General features: G+C 41.7%; 17 protein-coding genes. All 17 read left to right on the top strand.

Translation table 11 applies throughout. The features are described 5' to 3' along the window. The first annotated feature begins 39 nt into the window (after positions 1-39). The 17 genes from F993_RS03355 to F993_RS03430 all read left to right on the top strand — a co-directional run bounded on the left by F993_RS03355 (position 40) and on the right by F993_RS03430 (position 14,960). Positions 40-750, top strand: coding sequence for a GntR family transcriptional regulator (locus F993_RS03355; RefSeq protein ID WP_004656681.1), 711 nt, complete (start codon positions 40-42; stop codon positions 748-750). Then, entirely contained in the window at positions 743-1,627 is an 885-nt protein-coding gene (gene prpB, locus F993_RS03360; RefSeq protein ID WP_004656679.1) for a methylisocitrate lyase, read from the top strand. Before F993_RS03355 ends, prpB begins: the two co-directional genes overlap by 8 nt. 269 nt (positions 1,628-1,896) lie before the next feature. Beyond that, a complete protein-coding gene (gene prpC / locus F993_RS03365; RefSeq protein WP_004656677.1) occupies positions 1,897-3,054 on the top strand; it encodes a bifunctional 2-methylcitrate synthase/citrate synthase in 1,158 nt (385 codons plus the stop codon). Next, positions 3,054-5,672 carry a Fe/S-dependent 2-methylisocitrate dehydratase AcnD gene (gene acnD / locus F993_RS03370; RefSeq protein WP_004656675.1) on the top strand — a complete coding sequence of 873 codons (2,619 nt, stop codon included), beginning with the start codon at positions 3,054-3,056 and terminating at the stop codon, positions 5,670-5,672. Before prpC ends, acnD begins: the two co-directional genes overlap by 1 nt. 77 nt (positions 5,673-5,749) lie before the next feature. After that, complete coding sequence (locus F993_RS03375) at positions 5,750-6,784, top strand: GTP pyrophosphokinase (RefSeq protein ID WP_004656673.1); 1,035 nt, start codon at positions 5,750-5,752, stop codon at positions 6,782-6,784. A gap of 130 nt (positions 6,785-6,914) precedes the next feature. Continuing rightward, positions 6,915-7,058, top strand: a complete 144-nt coding sequence (locus F993_RS20235; RefSeq protein ID WP_004637424.1) for a zinc ribbon-containing protein — start codon at positions 6,915-6,917, stop codon at positions 7,056-7,058. A 127-nt stretch (positions 7,059-7,185) separates the two neighbouring features. Then, complete coding sequence (locus tag F993_RS03380; RefSeq protein ID WP_032812571.1) at positions 7,186-7,761, top strand: DUF4126 domain-containing protein; 576 nt, start codon at positions 7,186-7,188, stop codon at positions 7,759-7,761. A gap of 78 nt (positions 7,762-7,839) precedes the next feature. Further along, positions 7,840-8,358 carry a GNAT family N-acetyltransferase gene (locus F993_RS03385; protein WP_004656668.1) on the top strand — a complete coding sequence of 173 codons (519 nt, stop codon included), beginning with the start codon at positions 7,840-7,842 and terminating at the stop codon, positions 8,356-8,358. A 64-nt stretch (positions 8,359-8,422) separates the two neighbouring features. After that, complete coding sequence (locus tag F993_RS03390) at positions 8,423-9,121, top strand: hypothetical protein (protein ID WP_004656667.1); 699 nt, start codon at positions 8,423-8,425, stop codon at positions 9,119-9,121. A gap of 125 nt (positions 9,122-9,246) precedes the next feature. Continuing rightward, the gene (locus tag F993_RS03395) at positions 9,247-9,948 is read left to right on the top strand and encodes a hypothetical protein (RefSeq protein WP_032812764.1); all 702 of its coding nucleotides are present in this window, start codon (positions 9,247-9,249) and stop codon (positions 9,946-9,948) included. Between the two features lie 133 nt (positions 9,949-10,081). Next, positions 10,082-10,321: a DUF6868 family protein gene (locus tag F993_RS03400; RefSeq protein WP_004656664.1), complete on the top strand. Its 240-nt coding sequence runs from the start codon at positions 10,082-10,084 to the stop codon at positions 10,319-10,321. Between the two features lie 119 nt (positions 10,322-10,440). Beyond that, a complete protein-coding gene (locus F993_RS03405; protein ID WP_004656662.1) occupies positions 10,441-11,145 on the top strand; it encodes a DUF1003 domain-containing protein in 705 nt (234 codons plus the stop codon). A gap of 140 nt (positions 11,146-11,285) precedes the next feature. Further along, a complete protein-coding gene (locus tag F993_RS03410; protein ID WP_004656660.1) occupies positions 11,286-12,173 on the top strand; it encodes a DMT family transporter in 888 nt (295 codons plus the stop codon). A gap of 571 nt (positions 12,174-12,744) precedes the next feature. Then, on the top strand, positions 12,745-13,197 hold the full coding sequence (locus F993_RS03415) for a hypothetical protein (RefSeq protein WP_004656658.1): 453 nt from the start codon (positions 12,745-12,747) through the stop codon (positions 13,195-13,197). 96 nt (positions 13,198-13,293) lie between these two features. Continuing rightward, positions 13,294-13,959: a pseudouridine synthase gene (locus F993_RS03420; protein WP_032812762.1), complete on the top strand. Its 666-nt coding sequence runs from the start codon at positions 13,294-13,296 to the stop codon at positions 13,957-13,959. Positions 13,960-13,983: 24 nt separating this feature from the next. Continuing rightward, entirely contained in the window at positions 13,984-14,457 is a 474-nt protein-coding gene (locus F993_RS03425; RefSeq protein ID WP_004656655.1) for a GNAT family N-acetyltransferase, read from the top strand. A 137-nt stretch (positions 14,458-14,594) separates the two neighbouring features. Continuing rightward, entirely contained in the window at positions 14,595-14,960 is a 366-nt protein-coding gene (locus tag F993_RS03430; protein WP_004656653.1) for a ribonuclease E inhibitor RraB, read from the top strand. Positions 14,961-15,132 lie beyond the last annotated feature (172 nt).

Here is a 15,132-nt window from a genome sequence, read left to right as displayed (position 1 = left end):
GGTTATAAAATCATAAAAATTGTAGAGATTGTCGACAATATGCAAGATACCCTTGTTCCTCAAGCCCTCAGCACCAGTCAGGGAATGACCCTGACGGAACACGTATTCAAGCAAATTCAGTCGGCGATTGTATTGGGACATATTCCTGCGGGCAGCAAGATTTCAGAACCTGAACTGGCGCGTATTTATGGCATTAGTCGCGGGCCTTTACGTGAAGCGATTCATCGTCTGGAAGGGCAAAAATTGGTGGAGCGAACTGCACATGTCGGTGCGCGGGTAGTCTCGCTTTCACTGCAACAGTTTCAGGAACTCTATCAAATCCGTGCCTCTTTAGAAGGCTTGGCTTGTAGACTTGCAGCACAGCATATTGATAAAAAACAGATTCTGGCCTTACGTGATGTATTGCGGATGCATGCCGAAGATGAAAACTTTAAAGCAGGCAAGGGCTACTATCTGCAAGAAGGCCAGGATGATTTCCATTACTGCATTATCAAAAGCAGTGGCAATAAAACCTTAGAAAAAATGTTATGCGATGAGCTGTATCACCTCATCCGTATGTACCGAATCCAGTTTTCAAATACCCCAGATCGACCAAGCAAAGCTTGGGACGAACATATCCGCATATTAGATGCGATTGCTGAAGGTGACGGTGAGCTTGCCGAAATGCTGATGTACCGTCACATCAATGCATCCTACAAAATTGTTGAGCAAACATTGCTGCAAAATCAAGGAGAACAACAACATGGCTAAACAGTCAGCTGGTCAGCTATTCCGCGACGCGGTCGCAAATGAAAAACCATTACAAGTGGTCGGTGCGATCAATGCCAACCATGCGTTATTGGCAAAACGCGCAGGTTATAAAGCGATCTACTTGTCTGGTGGTGGTGTAGCCGCAGGCTCTTTGGGTTTACCAGATTTAGGCATCAGTAACCTTGATGATGTCTTGACCGACGTACGCCGTATTACCGATGTCTGTGACCTGCCGTTATTGGTTGATGTCGACACGGGTTTTGGCGCTTCTGCCTTTAATATCGCACGTACCACCAAGTCGATGATCAAGTTTGGTGCTGCTGCGATGCATATTGAAGATCAAGTCGGTGCTAAGCGTTGTGGTCATCGCCCGAATAAAGCCATCGTGACTCAGCAAGAAATGGTCGATCGTATTAAAGCCGCAGTCGATGCTCGTACCGATGACAGCTTTGTGATCATGGCACGTACCGATGCGCTTGCGGTTGAAGGCTTGCAGGCAGCGATTGACCGTGCAGGGGCATATATCGAAGCGGGTGCAGACATGCTGTTCCCAGAAGCGATCACTGAATTGGCGATGTATAAGCAATTTGCTGATCTAATCAAAGTGCCTGTTTTAGCGAATATCACTGAGTTTGGTTCAACGCCATTATTTACCACTGAAGAATTGGCTTCTGCCGATGTCAGCATCGCGCTCTATCCACTTTCTGCATTCCGTGCCATGAACAAGGCCGCAGAAAATGTTTATGAGACTTTGCGTAAAGAAGGCACACAAAAGAATGTGGTGGATACCATGCAAACCCGTCAAGAACTGTATGAACGCATTAACTACCATGCGTTTGAACAATATCTTGATGGAACTTTTGCGAAGAGTAAATAATTTTACCCCCTCCTAACCTCCCCCAGAGGGAGAGGGATTTCACGAATTTAAGCCCTTCTTTCATGAAAGTCTTAGTAATCGTGAAGGCGGCATGGATGCCGCCACGTTGGGCTGCGGTAGCAGGGAAGTACCGTCAGGCCAACAAAGGATTTTTGCTTACTTTTGATCCCTCAAAAGTAAGTCCAGCCGAAGGCTTATCCTCAAATAAGATGAGAGTTCGGTAAGACACCGCTACGAAATTCACCAAAGGATATAAAAAGGACAATCTTATGAGCAGTAATGAAACACCAACAGGCTTCAAACCAAAAAAATCAGTTGCACTCAGCGGACAAGTGGCAGGCAACACCGCACTCTGCACCGTAGGCCGCAGCGGCAACGACTTACACTACCGTGGCTATGACATTCTTGACCTTGCCGTCGGCAGTCAATTCGAAGAAGTGGCACACCTCTTGGTACACGGCAAACTTCCAAACAAAGCAGAACTCAAAGCCTATAAAGCAAAATTAAAAGCACTCCGTGGCTTGCCTGCTGCATTGAAAACCGCACTTGAGCAATTACCACCATCTGCACACCCAATGGATGTGATGCGTACTGGCGTATCTGTATTGGGTTGCTTAACCCCAGAACATGAAGACCACAACGAAGCGGGCGCAAAAGACATCGCGGATAAATTGATGGCAAGCCTAGGCTCAATGTTGTTGTACTGGTATCACTTCAGCAACAACGGTCGTCGTATCGAAGTGGAAACCAATGATGATTCGATTGCTGCACATTTCTTGCATCTCCTGCATGGTGAAGCGCCATCGGAAGAGTGGATTCAAGCCATGCATACCTCTTTGATTCTGTATGCAGAGCATGAGTTCAATGCATCAACCTTTACGTCACGTGTTGTTGCAGGGACAGGCTCAGACATGTACTCGGCAATCACAGGCGGTATCGGTGCGCTACGTGGACCTAAACATGGTGGTGCGAACGAAGTAGCGTTTGTGATTCAGCAACGTTATGACAATGCCGATGAAGCAGAAGCCGACATCCGTAGCCGTGTTGAGAAAAAAGAAGTGGTGATCGGTTTTGGTCACCCAGTCTATACCGTTTCTGATCCACGTAACGAAGTGATCAAGCAAGTGGCGCGTGAACTTGCTGAAGCGCAAGAAAATACCAAGATGTATGTAATTGCTGAACGTTTAGAAGCCGTGATGAAAGAAGTGAAGAACATGTTCCCGAACCTCGACTGGTTCAGTGCGGTGAGCTATCACTTGATGGGTGTGCCAACGGCAATGTTCACGCCATTATTCGTAATTGCACGTACTGCAGGTTGGTCTGCACATGTGATCGAACAACGTCAAGATGGCAAGATCATTCGTCCAAGCGCGAACTATACTGGCCCTGAAAATCTTGAATTCAAACCATTGGCGGAGCGTGGTTAATGAACACAAAATATCGTAAACCGCTGGCAGGTACCCAGCTTGAATACTATGACGTGCGTCAAGCCGTTGAAGATATTCAGCCAGGCGCATATGAAAAGCTGCCATACACTTCGAAAGTGCTCGCTGAACAGCTGGTGCGTAAAGCGGATGCCGAGAATTTAACGGCCTATTTAACCCAGTTGATCGAACGCCGTCAGGATCTGGATTTTCCTTGGTATCCAGCACGTGTAGTCTGTCATGACATTTTGGGTCAAACCGCATTGGTGGATCTTGCAGGTCTGCGTGATGCGATTGCAGACAAAGGCGGTGATCCTTCCAAGGTCAATCCTGTGGTGCCAACCCAGTTGATCGTGGATCACTCTTTGGCTGTGGAATTCGGTGGCTTTGATCCTGATGCATTTGAGAAAAACCGTGCAATTGAAGATCGTCGTAACGAAGACCGTTTCCACTTTATTGAGTGGACTAAAACAGCCTTTAAAAATGTTGACGTGATTCCTGCGGGCAACGGCATCATGCATCAGATCAACTTGGAGAAAATGTCTCCAGTGATTCAAAATCGTGATGGCTTAGCTTTCCCTGATACTTGTGTCGGTACCGATTCACATACCCCACATACTGATGCGCTTGGTGTGATTTCAGTGGGTGTCGGTGGTTTGGAAGCTGAAAACGTCATGCTCGGCCGTGCGTCTTGGATGCGTTTACCTGACATCATCGGGGTTGAGTTTGTTGGTCAGCGTCAGGCAGGCATTACTGCAACGGATATCGTGTTGGCATTGACTGAGTTCTTGCGTAAAGAACGTGTCGTTGGTGCTTACCTTGAGTTCTTCGGTGAAGGTGCTGACAGCATGTCTGTGGGCGACCGTGCCACCATCTCAAATATGACGCCTGAATATGGCGCAACTGCGGCAATGTTCTATATCGATCAGAACACGATTGATTATTTACGCCTGACCGGTCGTGAAGATGCGCAAGTGGCGTTGGTTGAGCAATATGCCAAAGAGATCGGTCTTTGGGCATCGGATATGACCCAAGCTGAGTACCCACGTGTACTTCGTTTTGATCTTTCAACAGTGACCCGTAACATTGCAGGCCCATCAAACCCACATGCACGTGTCTCTACGGCTGATTTGAAAGCAAAAGGCATTGCAGGCAATTTAGAGCTTGCCAAGGCACAAGAAGCTGAAGGTTTAATTCCTGATGGTGCCGTGATTATTGCTGCAATTACCTCTTGTACCAATACTTCTAACCCACGTAATACCGTTGCTGCAGGCTTACTGGCACGTAAAGCCAATGAATTGGGCTTGGTACGTAAACCTTGGGTGAAATCATCATTTGCACCAGGTTCTAAGGCAGCTGCGCTGTATTTAGAAGAAGCAGGTGTATTGGGAGATCTTGAGAAACTTGGTTTTGGTATCGTCGCCTATGCATGTACTACGTGTAATGGCATGTCAGGCGCACTTGATCCTGTGATTCAGCAAGAAATCATTGAGCGTGACCTGTATGCCACTGCCGTGCTTTCGGGTAACCGTAACTTCGATGGCCGTATCCATCCCTATGCAAAACAAGCGTTCTTGGCATCTCCGCCACTGGTAGTAGCGTATGCGATTGCGGGAACCATTCGTTTTGACATCGAAACAGATTCGCTTGGAAATGACAAAGACGGTAATCCAATTTATCTGAAAGATATCTGGCCTTCGGATGCTGAAATTGATGCGCTTGTGAAAGAAGCAGTAAAGCCTGAACAGTTCCGTAAAATCTACATTCCAATGTTCGATTTGGGTGTCAATGAAGAAGCAGCAAGCCCACTGTATGATTGGCGTCCAATGAGTACTTATATCCGCCGTCCACCGTATTGGGAAGGGGCATTGGCTGCACCACGTACTTTAGCCAATATGCGTCCGCTTGCGATCTTGGGTGACAACATCACCACCGATCACTTGTCTCCATCGAATGCGATTGTGCTAGACAGTGCTTCTGGTGAATATTTGGCGAAAATGGGTGTGCCTGAGGAAGACTTTAACTCTTATGCAACCCATCGTGGGGATCACTTAACCACCCAACGTGCGACCTTTGCCAACCCGAAACTGTTCAATGAAATGGTGGTTCGTTCAGACGGCACCATTAAGCAGGGTTCAAAAGCGCGTGTCGAGCCAGAAGGCGAAGTGATGCGGATGTGGGAAGCGATTGAAACCTACATGAACCGTAAGCAACCGTTGATCATTGTGGCGGGTGCGGATTATGGTCAGGGCTCAAGTCGTGACTGGGCAGCCAAAGGTGTTCGTCTTGCAGGTGTGGAAGCCATTGTTGCCGAAGGCTTTGAGCGTATTCACCGTACTAACTTAGTCGGTATGGGCGTGTTACCGCTTGAGTTTAAGCCGGGTGTTAACCGCAAAACTTTGAAGCTAGATGGTACTGAGCTATATAGCGTGATTGGTAATATTGCACCGCGTTCGACTTTAACTTTAGTGATTGAGCGTGCTACAGCTGATGGTAAGGAAGAAATTGTTGAAGTGCCTGTGACTTGCCGTTTAGATACAGAAGAAGAAGTGTCTGTGTATGAAGCGGGTGGGGTATTACAACGTTTTGCGCAAGACTTTTTAGAAGGTCAAGTGGCGTAATACTTTGATCTGAAAGTGATTGATTCTGTTTAATAAAAGCCCTACATTTATGTGGGGTTTTTTATGGGGAAATATTAATGGCTTCATTGGATTTTGAAAAAGAAAAAGTAATTTTTAGGGATTATTGGAATGAAAACTCTAATTTATTGAATCAAGCTAAAACGGCTTTTATAGCTATTATTAATGCCTTATTAATGGATGAATTTCCTATAGCTGCCGTAAGTGGAAGGGTTAAGTTACGAGAAGAATGTGTAAAGAAATTTTCATTAAAATATCAATCTGTTTTAGAACAAGACAATACACCTTATGAAATCAAAGATCATATTACGGATCTCATCGGTTTAAGGATAGTTTCACTATATGAAACAGATGTTTCCAAAATTAAAGATGCTTTAGCAGAAGAATTTGATGTCATAGAAGTGACTGATAAAATTTCGGCTATGGAAGCTAAAGACGACTCATTTGGGTATAAAGGGTTACATGTAGATTTGAAGTTAAAAAGTCCACGGACTGGAATGAAAGAATATAAAAGATATTCTGATTTAAGATTTGAAGTGCAGATTCGTACAATAATTCAAGATGCTTGGAGTGTTTTAGACCATAAAATAAAATATAAAAAATCAATTCCAACATCAATGAAAAGAAGAATTAACACCTTGGCAGCATTATTTGAGTTAGCAGATAGAGAGTTTTATAATATTAAAAGTCAGACAGATGATCAACAAGCTGAAGCAAAAGTAAAAGTAGACCAAACTACCTCTATCACTGAAAAGTTAGATGCTTTTACATTCTTAGCTATTGTTGAAGATAAGTTTGATGATTTTAAATTTCAGCCTTATAAAATTGATGGATTTGTAGCCGAAATTGTTGAATATTCTAATGGAACTCTGAAGATTAAAGATTTTAAAGAAATTTTTGAAAAAGAATTTGATGAGGTTGAACAATATAAAGAATATTTAGGTAAAGAAGAAAATGATCCTCATGTGATTAATCCCTTTACCGAAATTCGTCATATTCTTTATAAAAGTGACAAAGAAAAATATAAAAATATATTATATAAAAATCAAAGAGATAGGTTTGATTCTTGGCTTGGGGAGAATCAGGCCAAATAGAATTTTGAAAATGTTCTTAAATTTCATTCTTCACCTTTCCGCCATCACCACTCGTCGGAAAGGTCAATAAATAATCAAAACTATCACGCTATAGTATATGTACCATTTCTAAAATCTATGGAGAACAAAGATGGTAACTGCTGGCGAAAAACCTGGAACAGGCTTCTATTTTTGTGTTCAATGCGGACACCGCACCTATTTAGAAATTGGTACTGATCGTTTACCTCCGTGTACCAAATGCCTTGGCAATCAATTCAACAGTAAGAATGCCTAAGCCGCAAAATACCAAACAGTTACCCACTGTTTGAATAAAAGCCCTATCCCTTGATAGGGCTTTTTGTTACCTTAAAAATAAGATTTAAATAACAAGACCTGTCATAGGCATAGAAAGGTAATCCATGATGGAAACAATTTTAGGACTCTGTATTGGCGTTGGACTCAGCGCAGCCTGTGGCTTTCGCGTCTTTGTGCCGTTATTGGCCATGAGTATTGCCACCTTAATGGGGTGGTATCAACCTGCCCAAGGCTTTGAATGGTTAGCCATCCCATCAGTATGTATGGCATTGGGTTTCGCCACGATTTGTGAAATCGCAGCTTATTATGTGCCGTGGGTAGATAACCTATTAGATACCATTGCCACACCTGCGGCTGTGGTGGCAGGAACACTGACCACGATGGCGGTCAGCAGTGGCGAAATGTCGCAGTTTGCCACTTGGGCAGCGGCATTAATTGTTGGTGGCGGAACCGCAGGCGTGGTGCAAATGAGTACCGTAGCAGCACGGGGTGTCTCGACTGCAACCACAGGGGGATTGGGTAATTTTGTGGTTGCTACAGGTGAGTTGATTGGCTCGATCTTATTATCCATTCTGGCTTTTATCATGCCTGTGCTGATTACCGTCTTGGTGATTGTTTTTATTGTTGTTGCTGCACGCTGGATTCGTGCAAAACGCCAACAGCAAGCCAATCCTGTACGATAAGCTTATATTTTTTCAAATCTATAAATCTTCATATTGTGAATATGGATAATAAAATACTTCTTTAGGAGTAATGGCTAGATGTCACTTCGTTTGATCAAACCTCACGTAAGGTTTAAGCAGAGTTATAACGACTATATGAATGAACTGGCTGATGAAGAACGTTACCCACTAACACTGGACTTCGATCACACAGATTTTGACAAGTTTTTGAATAAATTAGAACAATATGAAAAAGGGCAGTTTTTACAAGAAGGACATGTTGCCAATATTACCTATTGGTTAGTCGATGATCATGAAATTATCGGTGTATCTAACTTAAGACCGCAACTTAATGCTCAAACTCAACATTGTGGTGGGCATATTGGTTTAGGGATTCGTCCTTCTAGACGCAGACAAAATTTTGGTACTAAGTTGCTGGAACTTACCATTCAGGAAGCGTGGGAATTGGGCTTAACGCAATTGCATATACATTGCTATAAATCCAATTTGGCTTCGGCAAAAGTCATTCAAGCAAACAATGGCTGTCTTGATTCTGAACTTATGCTAGATCAAGTGCTTCAAAGGTATGTCTTAAATAAAGCAATAGAAAAAATCTGAGTTAGTGCTGAGCATATAAATGCTTGATGTGAATGTTTTTCAATATTAAAAAAATGATGGACTTATGAAAACTCAACTCCTTGCCGCATCATTCGTATTATCAGGCTTAGCAATACTGCCACAACTCAGCTTTGCTCAAGAACAACCGACAGAGGAAGAGCTTAAATTAAGCCAAGACCAAGTCACTTATCAAACCTATATCCCTGCGAAATATCGCTTATTTAAAGCCATAGAGGGTGACTTGAATAACGATGGCATAAAAGATGTCGTGTTGATGGTGAAAGCAACCGATCCCGAAGCTTTTGTTGAACATGAGTATCGTGGCCGTATCGATACTAACCGCCGTGGTGTGGTTGTCTTGCTCAATGAAAAAGGCACATACAAGTCGATTGTCAGTAACTTAAATTGTTTTTACTCGGACAATGAAGACGGTGGTGTTTATTTCGCCCCTGATATACGCTTAGAAATTAACAATAATGTGCTGAATGTGCACTTTGCCCATGGACGCTATGGCTATTGGCGTTATCTATTTCGTTTGGAAGGCAATGATCTACGCCTGATTGGTTATGATGATTCAAGCAATCATGGACCTTATATTGAAAGCCAAACCAGTATTAACTTTTTAACAGCGAAGAAAGTTATTCGTGACAATTTAAGTCAAGACTTTGAAGGTGATCCAAAATTTAAAGAGAATTGGAGTAAAATTAATCAAGCCCCAATCTATTTATCGAAAATTAAAGAGTTTGATTATTTAAGCTTTTAAGGACTGGTGATCATTTTTAAGATTGTTGCTGCTCGCTGGATTCGTGCAAAATGCCAACAGAAACCGAGCCATTCCATATCAATGCAATAATTCCGATAACAACCTGAATGATGAAAGAAAAAAAGATGATAAAGACTCAACTTATTACCGCATTATTAGCATTCTCAAGCCTATCTGCACTGTCGCAAGTCAGCTTTGCCCAAGAGCAGCCGACAGAGGAAGAAATTAAATTAGGTCAAGATAAACTCACCTATCAAGCCTATATCCCTGCAAAATACCAACTCTTTAAAGCCATTGAAGGCGATCTGAATAAAGATGGTTTGAGGGATGTAGTGTTGATGGTCAAAGCGACGGATCCCAAAGCCTTTTTCCATCATGAATATTATGGACATTTAGATCGTAACCGTCGCGGTGTGATTGTATTACTGAATCAAAAAGGCAAATACAAACCTATTGTCAGCAATCTCAATTGTTTTAGCTCTGAAAATGAAGATGGCGGTGTCTATTTCCCACCTGAACTATGGATGGAAATTAAAAATAACCTACTGAGGATTTATTATTCACATGGACGTTATGGTTACTGGAGTTATTTATTTCGCTTGGACGGCAATGATCTACGCCTGATTGGTTATGATGATTCAAGCAATCACGGCCCCCTCATTCAAAGTCAAACCAGTATTAATTTTTTAACGGGTAAAAAAGTGATTCGTGACAATTTAAGCCAAGACCCAGAAGAAGATCCAAGGTTTAAAGAAACATGGAGCAAAATCAATCAGGCACCCATCTATCTATCCACAGTGAAGGACTTTGATGATTTAAGTTTTTAAAGACTGGCGATTATTTTATGATTGTTAGTCCTGTTGGATTCGTACAAAGCACCGAGCGTTGTGGGGAGTATTTTTAAGTTTTGCATCATAAAAGGCGCTTAAAATAATAACGATAAAATGGAGGGAAACAGTCATGAATACTTTCCAACTCACACAATTTTTTCTTTACATGACGATCTTGAATTATATCGTTTTAATCCTTTGGTTATTGGCCTTTGTCTTTGCAAAAGATTCGATTAAACGCCTACATAGACACTGGTTCAGCTTATCTGAGCAGCAGTTTGATGCAATTCACTATGGTGGGATGGCGATCTATAAAATTGCTATTTTATTATTCGGTCTCGTGCCTTATCTTGCTTTAAAGCTGCTCTAACAGACGATCTTTTTTCGGTTTAAGCTTACAAAAGCATCACGGGCAACTCGATGCCGCAGGATAAAATTGAATAACAATAACCAGATAAATGAATAAATCTCACAAAGAGAGGATAGAGCATGAATGGGAAAACAGAGTGTCAAAACTGTATTGTTTGTAAAAAAAGCTTTTCTATTAAAAGCTTGATTCCACTTGGAACGCTACGTCGGGTCATTACAGAAGAAATTGAACAAGATTTTCCAGAATGTGGGGCACAGGATTATATTTGCCTGCCAGATTTGACCAAGTATCGAATGCAATATGTACATTCACTATTAAACTCAGAACAAGGTGAAGTTTCAAATCTAGAAAATGATGTATTACAGAGCATGCAACATCATGATTTAATTAATAAGAATATAGAAACTAAATTTGACCAAGACTGGACCTTGGGAGAGCGACTGGCAGATAAAATCGCATCATTTGGTGGGAGTTGGACATTTCTGATTTGTTTTGCCGCTTTTCTGGCGATTTGGATCTTGGTCAATACCGTGGTCATGGTGAAACATCCTGCGGACCCTTATCCCTTTATTCTGTTGAACCTGATTTTGTCCTGTTTGGCTGCAGTACAGGCCCCGATTATTATGATGAGCCAAAACCGTCAGGAAGCTAAAGACCGTTTACGCTCAGAAAATGACTATAAGGTGAATCTCAAAGCAGAGCTGGAAATCCATAATTTACATGAAAAAATGGATCATCTGCTGATGCATCAATGGGATAGACTGGCAAAAATTCAGGAAATACAGCTCGACCTACTGACTGAAATGAGCAAGAAGAAACAATAGATGATGGATTGAATCAACACAGGCTAGTGTTGCATTGCTTGTGAAAAATATGCACTAGAACTTAAGATTTGAAGATGACCATCGAAAAAATAAGCAGAACAGCGTAAATTAGCGGCACTTATAATATTGCGCTCAAGCTTATGATGATGACTTGGATTCTGTTCACGCTCATGGCTGCATTTATGCAGGCTTGGCGCAATGCTTTTCAAAAACAACTCAGTACGAGCGTGGATGTTTATGGCACCACACTGGCGCGCTTTATCTTTTCACCGATCTTTGCCTTTAGCTATTTGGCCTTTCTCTATTGGCATCAGCCGGTTACAGCATCGGTACATTTTTCCGATAAATTCTGGCTGTATATTGTGATTGCGGGTATTAGCCAGATCTATGCCACTGCCTTGATGGTGAAACTATTTCAACAAAAGAACTACGCCATTGGTGTCGGACTTGCCAAAAGTGAAGCGATCTTGGCAGCCTTGGTCGGTGTGTTGTTCCTACAAGAACATCTCAGCACGTGGGGCTGGATTGGTGTGGTGATTGGGGGAGTTGCGGTATTTTTACTGAGTAAAGGCAAGCAACAATCCGATCTGTCCTTGAAAACCTTGCTGATTGGACTCGGGAGTGGGCTTTGTTTTGCCATCACTTCTTTGTTGGTGCGTGAAGCCAGTTTAGAACTGAGCATGTTGCCATTCTTACATCGCGCGGCTTGGGTGTTGTGCAGTTTGATCAGCTTCCAATGCATTGTATTGCTGATCTATCTTGGATTTTTCAGTCGCCCGACGCTCTATAAAATGTGGCAACGTGTTGGCTTAACTTTAAGAGTAAGTATTTGTAGTTTCTTGGCCTCGGTGGGTTGGTTTAGTGCCATGAGTATGCAGACCGTTGCGATTGTGAAAACGCTGGGTCAGGTCGAAATTCTATTTAGTTTGCTGATCTCAGCCTTCTTTTTTAAAGAGAAACTCGCCAAAACCGATCATTTGGGTCTGTGGCTGGTGATTGTTGCCGCGATTATGGTGATTTGGGCTTAGATGAGAAGGGGTTTTAGAAAAAATACACCTGTAAATTTGAATTTATCGGAATAAAAATCTTAGTTTTTTATTTCATGTGGAAAATATTTTAACTTATATTGTTTAACATGCAAAATTATTTCATTGATCATCGAAAATAGCTGTTTTTAGGAAAACAATCCCACCGTGATCTGCCTAAACTATGTCTCAAGGGTGTGAAAGGGATCGAAAAGAGTAGCATGCACCGATGCTTATAAAGCAAGTGTGTACGAACCCAAAAGGTCTCGATTCGGCTTAGGACGCTATAGATCAAAAGTTTATAGGCAAAGGTTATGGCTTACAAAGTCATAGGTGTTGAAGTAAACAACCTCTGTTTTCCCTTGATACCCTAAAAAATTTTAGTAAATATAAAATCAGCCATCAGGCTTAAATAATAAAAACTAGATCAATAAAACCAAAATTGAATGTGAAGTAAATCCTGAAATCCTGTCATTGTGAATATAAATCGATATTTTTATATTAAAAAACAAAGTGATATAATTATTTTTATATTAATAAATCAAAAAAATCACAGCAATAGGTCAGCACCATTATGAATGAGTTCGAGCTTAAAATCCGCTATCCACATCAAATGAATCACAATGACATCGATCATGTTGGTCGCTTTGATTTGGCAACGATTTTAACCAAGTTTGACGAGATGACTTGGCGTCAGCAGTTGGTTCGTCAATTACAACTCAATGGTGCAGATACCAGCTTTATTGTTAGTGATCATCGGACAGAACAGACTATTTCCATTACCCTTGATGCCTATGCTAAATCACAACAACTAGAGTTTAAGCTGGACAGTGATATCCCAGTCATTATTCCTAAAAAAGATCTATTTGGCTTGGTCACGCGTAAAAGCAAAGACAGCATTTCATTTAAACAATTGAGCTTGGCGCGTGCCAAAGATTATCTGATTGCATTTTTAAATCGGGACATTGCTACATTAGAAGAGCTCTATAAACAAAGCTTGGGCAAGGGGCTAAAAACTGTGTCTTAATTGTGCTTGCGATGAGGAAAATCAGTGGTTGCGAAAGCCGTTGGCGCAACTATAATCACTCTCCATCCTGTACCCGATTCAATTTGTTCTGTTGCCATGGCTCTAAACGACAATTTTATTTATACACCGCCACAAGATCCTTTAGAGATCGTCTATGAAGATGAAGATTTGCTGGTGATTAATAAGCCTGCTGGGCTATTGTCGGTGATGGGACGGTTACCTGAACATCAGGACAGTGCTTATTTACGGGTTTTGGAAAAATATCCCGCGGCTAAAGTCACGCATCGTCTGGATATGGCAACTTCGGGCTTACTCATGTTTGCTAAACATCGTGATGCAGAAGTGGCAATCAGTAAAATGTTTCAGGCGCGTACCGTCAAAAAATACTATGTGGCTTTGGTACAGGGGCAGATTCAGAGCGAGGGTAGTGTGGAAGTGCCGCTTATTACCGATTGGGAAAACCGTCCGCGTCAGATGGTGCATTTTGAATTGGGTAAGTCTGCCAAAACCTTATTTCAACTGATGCAATATGATGCTGCAACGGACCAAAGTCGTGTGCGTTTAGAGCCGGTCACAGGACGTTCCCATCAGTTGCGGGTGCATATGATGCATATCGGCCATCCGATTATGGGGGATAAGCTTTATCATCCTGAACCTGCCAAGTTCCATTTAAAACGCATGGCGCTACATGCGGCTTATCTTGCTTTTCAGCATCCTTTAAAAATGCATGCAGTTGAAATTCATTCTGAGCTAAAGTTCTAAGCACAACCACCAATAGGCAAGCGCATGTATTCGATTCAACACGCTGAATGGACAGCACTCTCAGAGATACAGCAACTGCAATTAAAAGCACTCTTATTAGAGGCTGATCCAAGTTGGCAGCAGATCTCAACCTATTTATTGCAGTCGAGTCTATTCTTCATGCTGAATGATCAGGCGCAGATCATTGCGCAACTGTGTGTATTCAGAGCAGATGATCAAGCTGAAATTAAAAATCTAGCCGTAGATTCACGTTATCAAAAACAGGGTCTTGCCAAGGCTTTGGTTCAATTTGCCATTGAAAAGAGCAAAGATCACAGTATTCAAACATTATGGGTCAAAACAGGCAATTCCAGTCTGGATCAATTAGCGCTTTATCAGAAATGCGGCTTTCGTTTGTCGCATATCGAGCCAGATGTATTTATAGATTATCCAGAAGCCATTTATGAAAATGGCATTCGCTGCCTTGACCAAGTGGTGCTTTGCTTAAAGTTTGAATGAGTTCTAGCTCAGCCTGTGATTCTCATTTTGATCAATTTTTGACTACAATATTTATATTAATGCGTCTAAAAACTGACATGAAAATCGGTTAATCTATAGCCAAATATCAAGCCCAAAACACAACAAAGGATATTTCTATGACACGCGACTATGACCAATTCCCAGATAATGATAATGGCAATGTGCTGTGGCAGATGGTTGAGGATGGTAATGACCTGAGCGAGCCGCATGAAGTCGAATTTTCGATTGTTTTTGAGAAGCAGGAACAGGTAGAAAAATGTGCCCTGCATTTGTTACACCAAGAACAGAAAATTTCTTTCTTTCAGGAAGAAGTGCATTCTGATGGTTCGGATCTGTGGGTGCTGAATATCCATGTGAATATGATTTTGGAATACGAAGACATTGCAGATTTGGAAGAATGGATGATCAAGATCGCCAAAGAGTTCAATGGCGAATATGATGGTTGGGGTTGTATGAGCTATATTTACGACGAAGATGAATAACTTAATTATGTGAATTGTTATCGAAATAACAATTCACTACATTATTTTGATCTGTTTTTACCGAGAGTGAATTGATTTGTTGTGAAATAAGTAACTGAAATTTATTTGTTTTAATTTTCTATGTGATCTGTTTACATGTTTTAAATTAATTTGTGTCCTAATTTATCGTTTT

Origin of the sequence: Acinetobacter proteolyticus, from assembly GCF_000367945.1 — a bacterium.
GTDB lineage: Bacteria > Pseudomonadota > Gammaproteobacteria > Pseudomonadales > Moraxellaceae > Acinetobacter > Acinetobacter proteolyticus.
This window is presented reverse-complemented; position numbering and strand designations above follow the sequence as displayed.

Excerpts from the sequence above, each read along its gene's own strand:
- F993_RS03355 (WP_004656681.1), top strand. The coding sequence starts at position 40 with ATGCAAGATACCCTTGTTCCTCAAGCCCTCAGCACCAGTCAGGGAATG.
- prpB (WP_004656679.1), top strand. The coding sequence starts at position 743 with ATGGCTAAACAGTCAGCTGGTCAGCTATTCCGCGACGCGGTCGCAAAT.
- prpC (WP_004656677.1), top strand. The coding sequence starts at position 1,897 with ATGAGCAGTAATGAAACACCAACAGGCTTCAAACCAAAAAAATCAGTT.
- acnD (WP_004656675.1), top strand. The coding sequence starts at position 3,054 with ATGAACACAAAATATCGTAAACCGCTGGCAGGTACCCAGCTTGAATAC.
- F993_RS03375 (WP_004656673.1), top strand. The coding sequence starts at position 5,750 with ATGGCTTCATTGGATTTTGAAAAAGAAAAAGTAATTTTTAGGGATTAT.
- F993_RS20235 (WP_004637424.1), top strand. The coding sequence starts at position 6,915 with ATGGTAACTGCTGGCGAAAAACCTGGAACAGGCTTCTATTTTTGTGTT.
- F993_RS03380 (WP_032812571.1), top strand. The coding sequence starts at position 7,186 with ATGGAAACAATTTTAGGACTCTGTATTGGCGTTGGACTCAGCGCAGCC.
- F993_RS03385 (WP_004656668.1), top strand. The coding sequence starts at position 7,840 with ATGTCACTTCGTTTGATCAAACCTCACGTAAGGTTTAAGCAGAGTTAT.
- F993_RS03390 (WP_004656667.1), top strand. The coding sequence starts at position 8,423 with ATGAAAACTCAACTCCTTGCCGCATCATTCGTATTATCAGGCTTAGCA.
- F993_RS03395 (WP_032812764.1), top strand. The coding sequence starts at position 9,247 with ATGATAAAGACTCAACTTATTACCGCATTATTAGCATTCTCAAGCCTA.
- F993_RS03400 (WP_004656664.1), top strand. The coding sequence starts at position 10,082 with ATGAATACTTTCCAACTCACACAATTTTTTCTTTACATGACGATCTTG.
- F993_RS03405 (WP_004656662.1), top strand. The coding sequence starts at position 10,441 with ATGAATGGGAAAACAGAGTGTCAAAACTGTATTGTTTGTAAAAAAAGC.
- F993_RS03410 (WP_004656660.1), top strand. The coding sequence starts at position 11,286 with ATGATGATGACTTGGATTCTGTTCACGCTCATGGCTGCATTTATGCAG.
- F993_RS03415 (WP_004656658.1), top strand. The coding sequence starts at position 12,745 with ATGAATGAGTTCGAGCTTAAAATCCGCTATCCACATCAAATGAATCAC.
- F993_RS03420 (WP_032812762.1), top strand. The coding sequence starts at position 13,294 with ATGGCTCTAAACGACAATTTTATTTATACACCGCCACAAGATCCTTTA.
- F993_RS03425 (WP_004656655.1), top strand. The coding sequence starts at position 13,984 with ATGTATTCGATTCAACACGCTGAATGGACAGCACTCTCAGAGATACAG.
- F993_RS03430 (WP_004656653.1), top strand. The coding sequence starts at position 14,595 with ATGACACGCGACTATGACCAATTCCCAGATAATGATAATGGCAATGTG.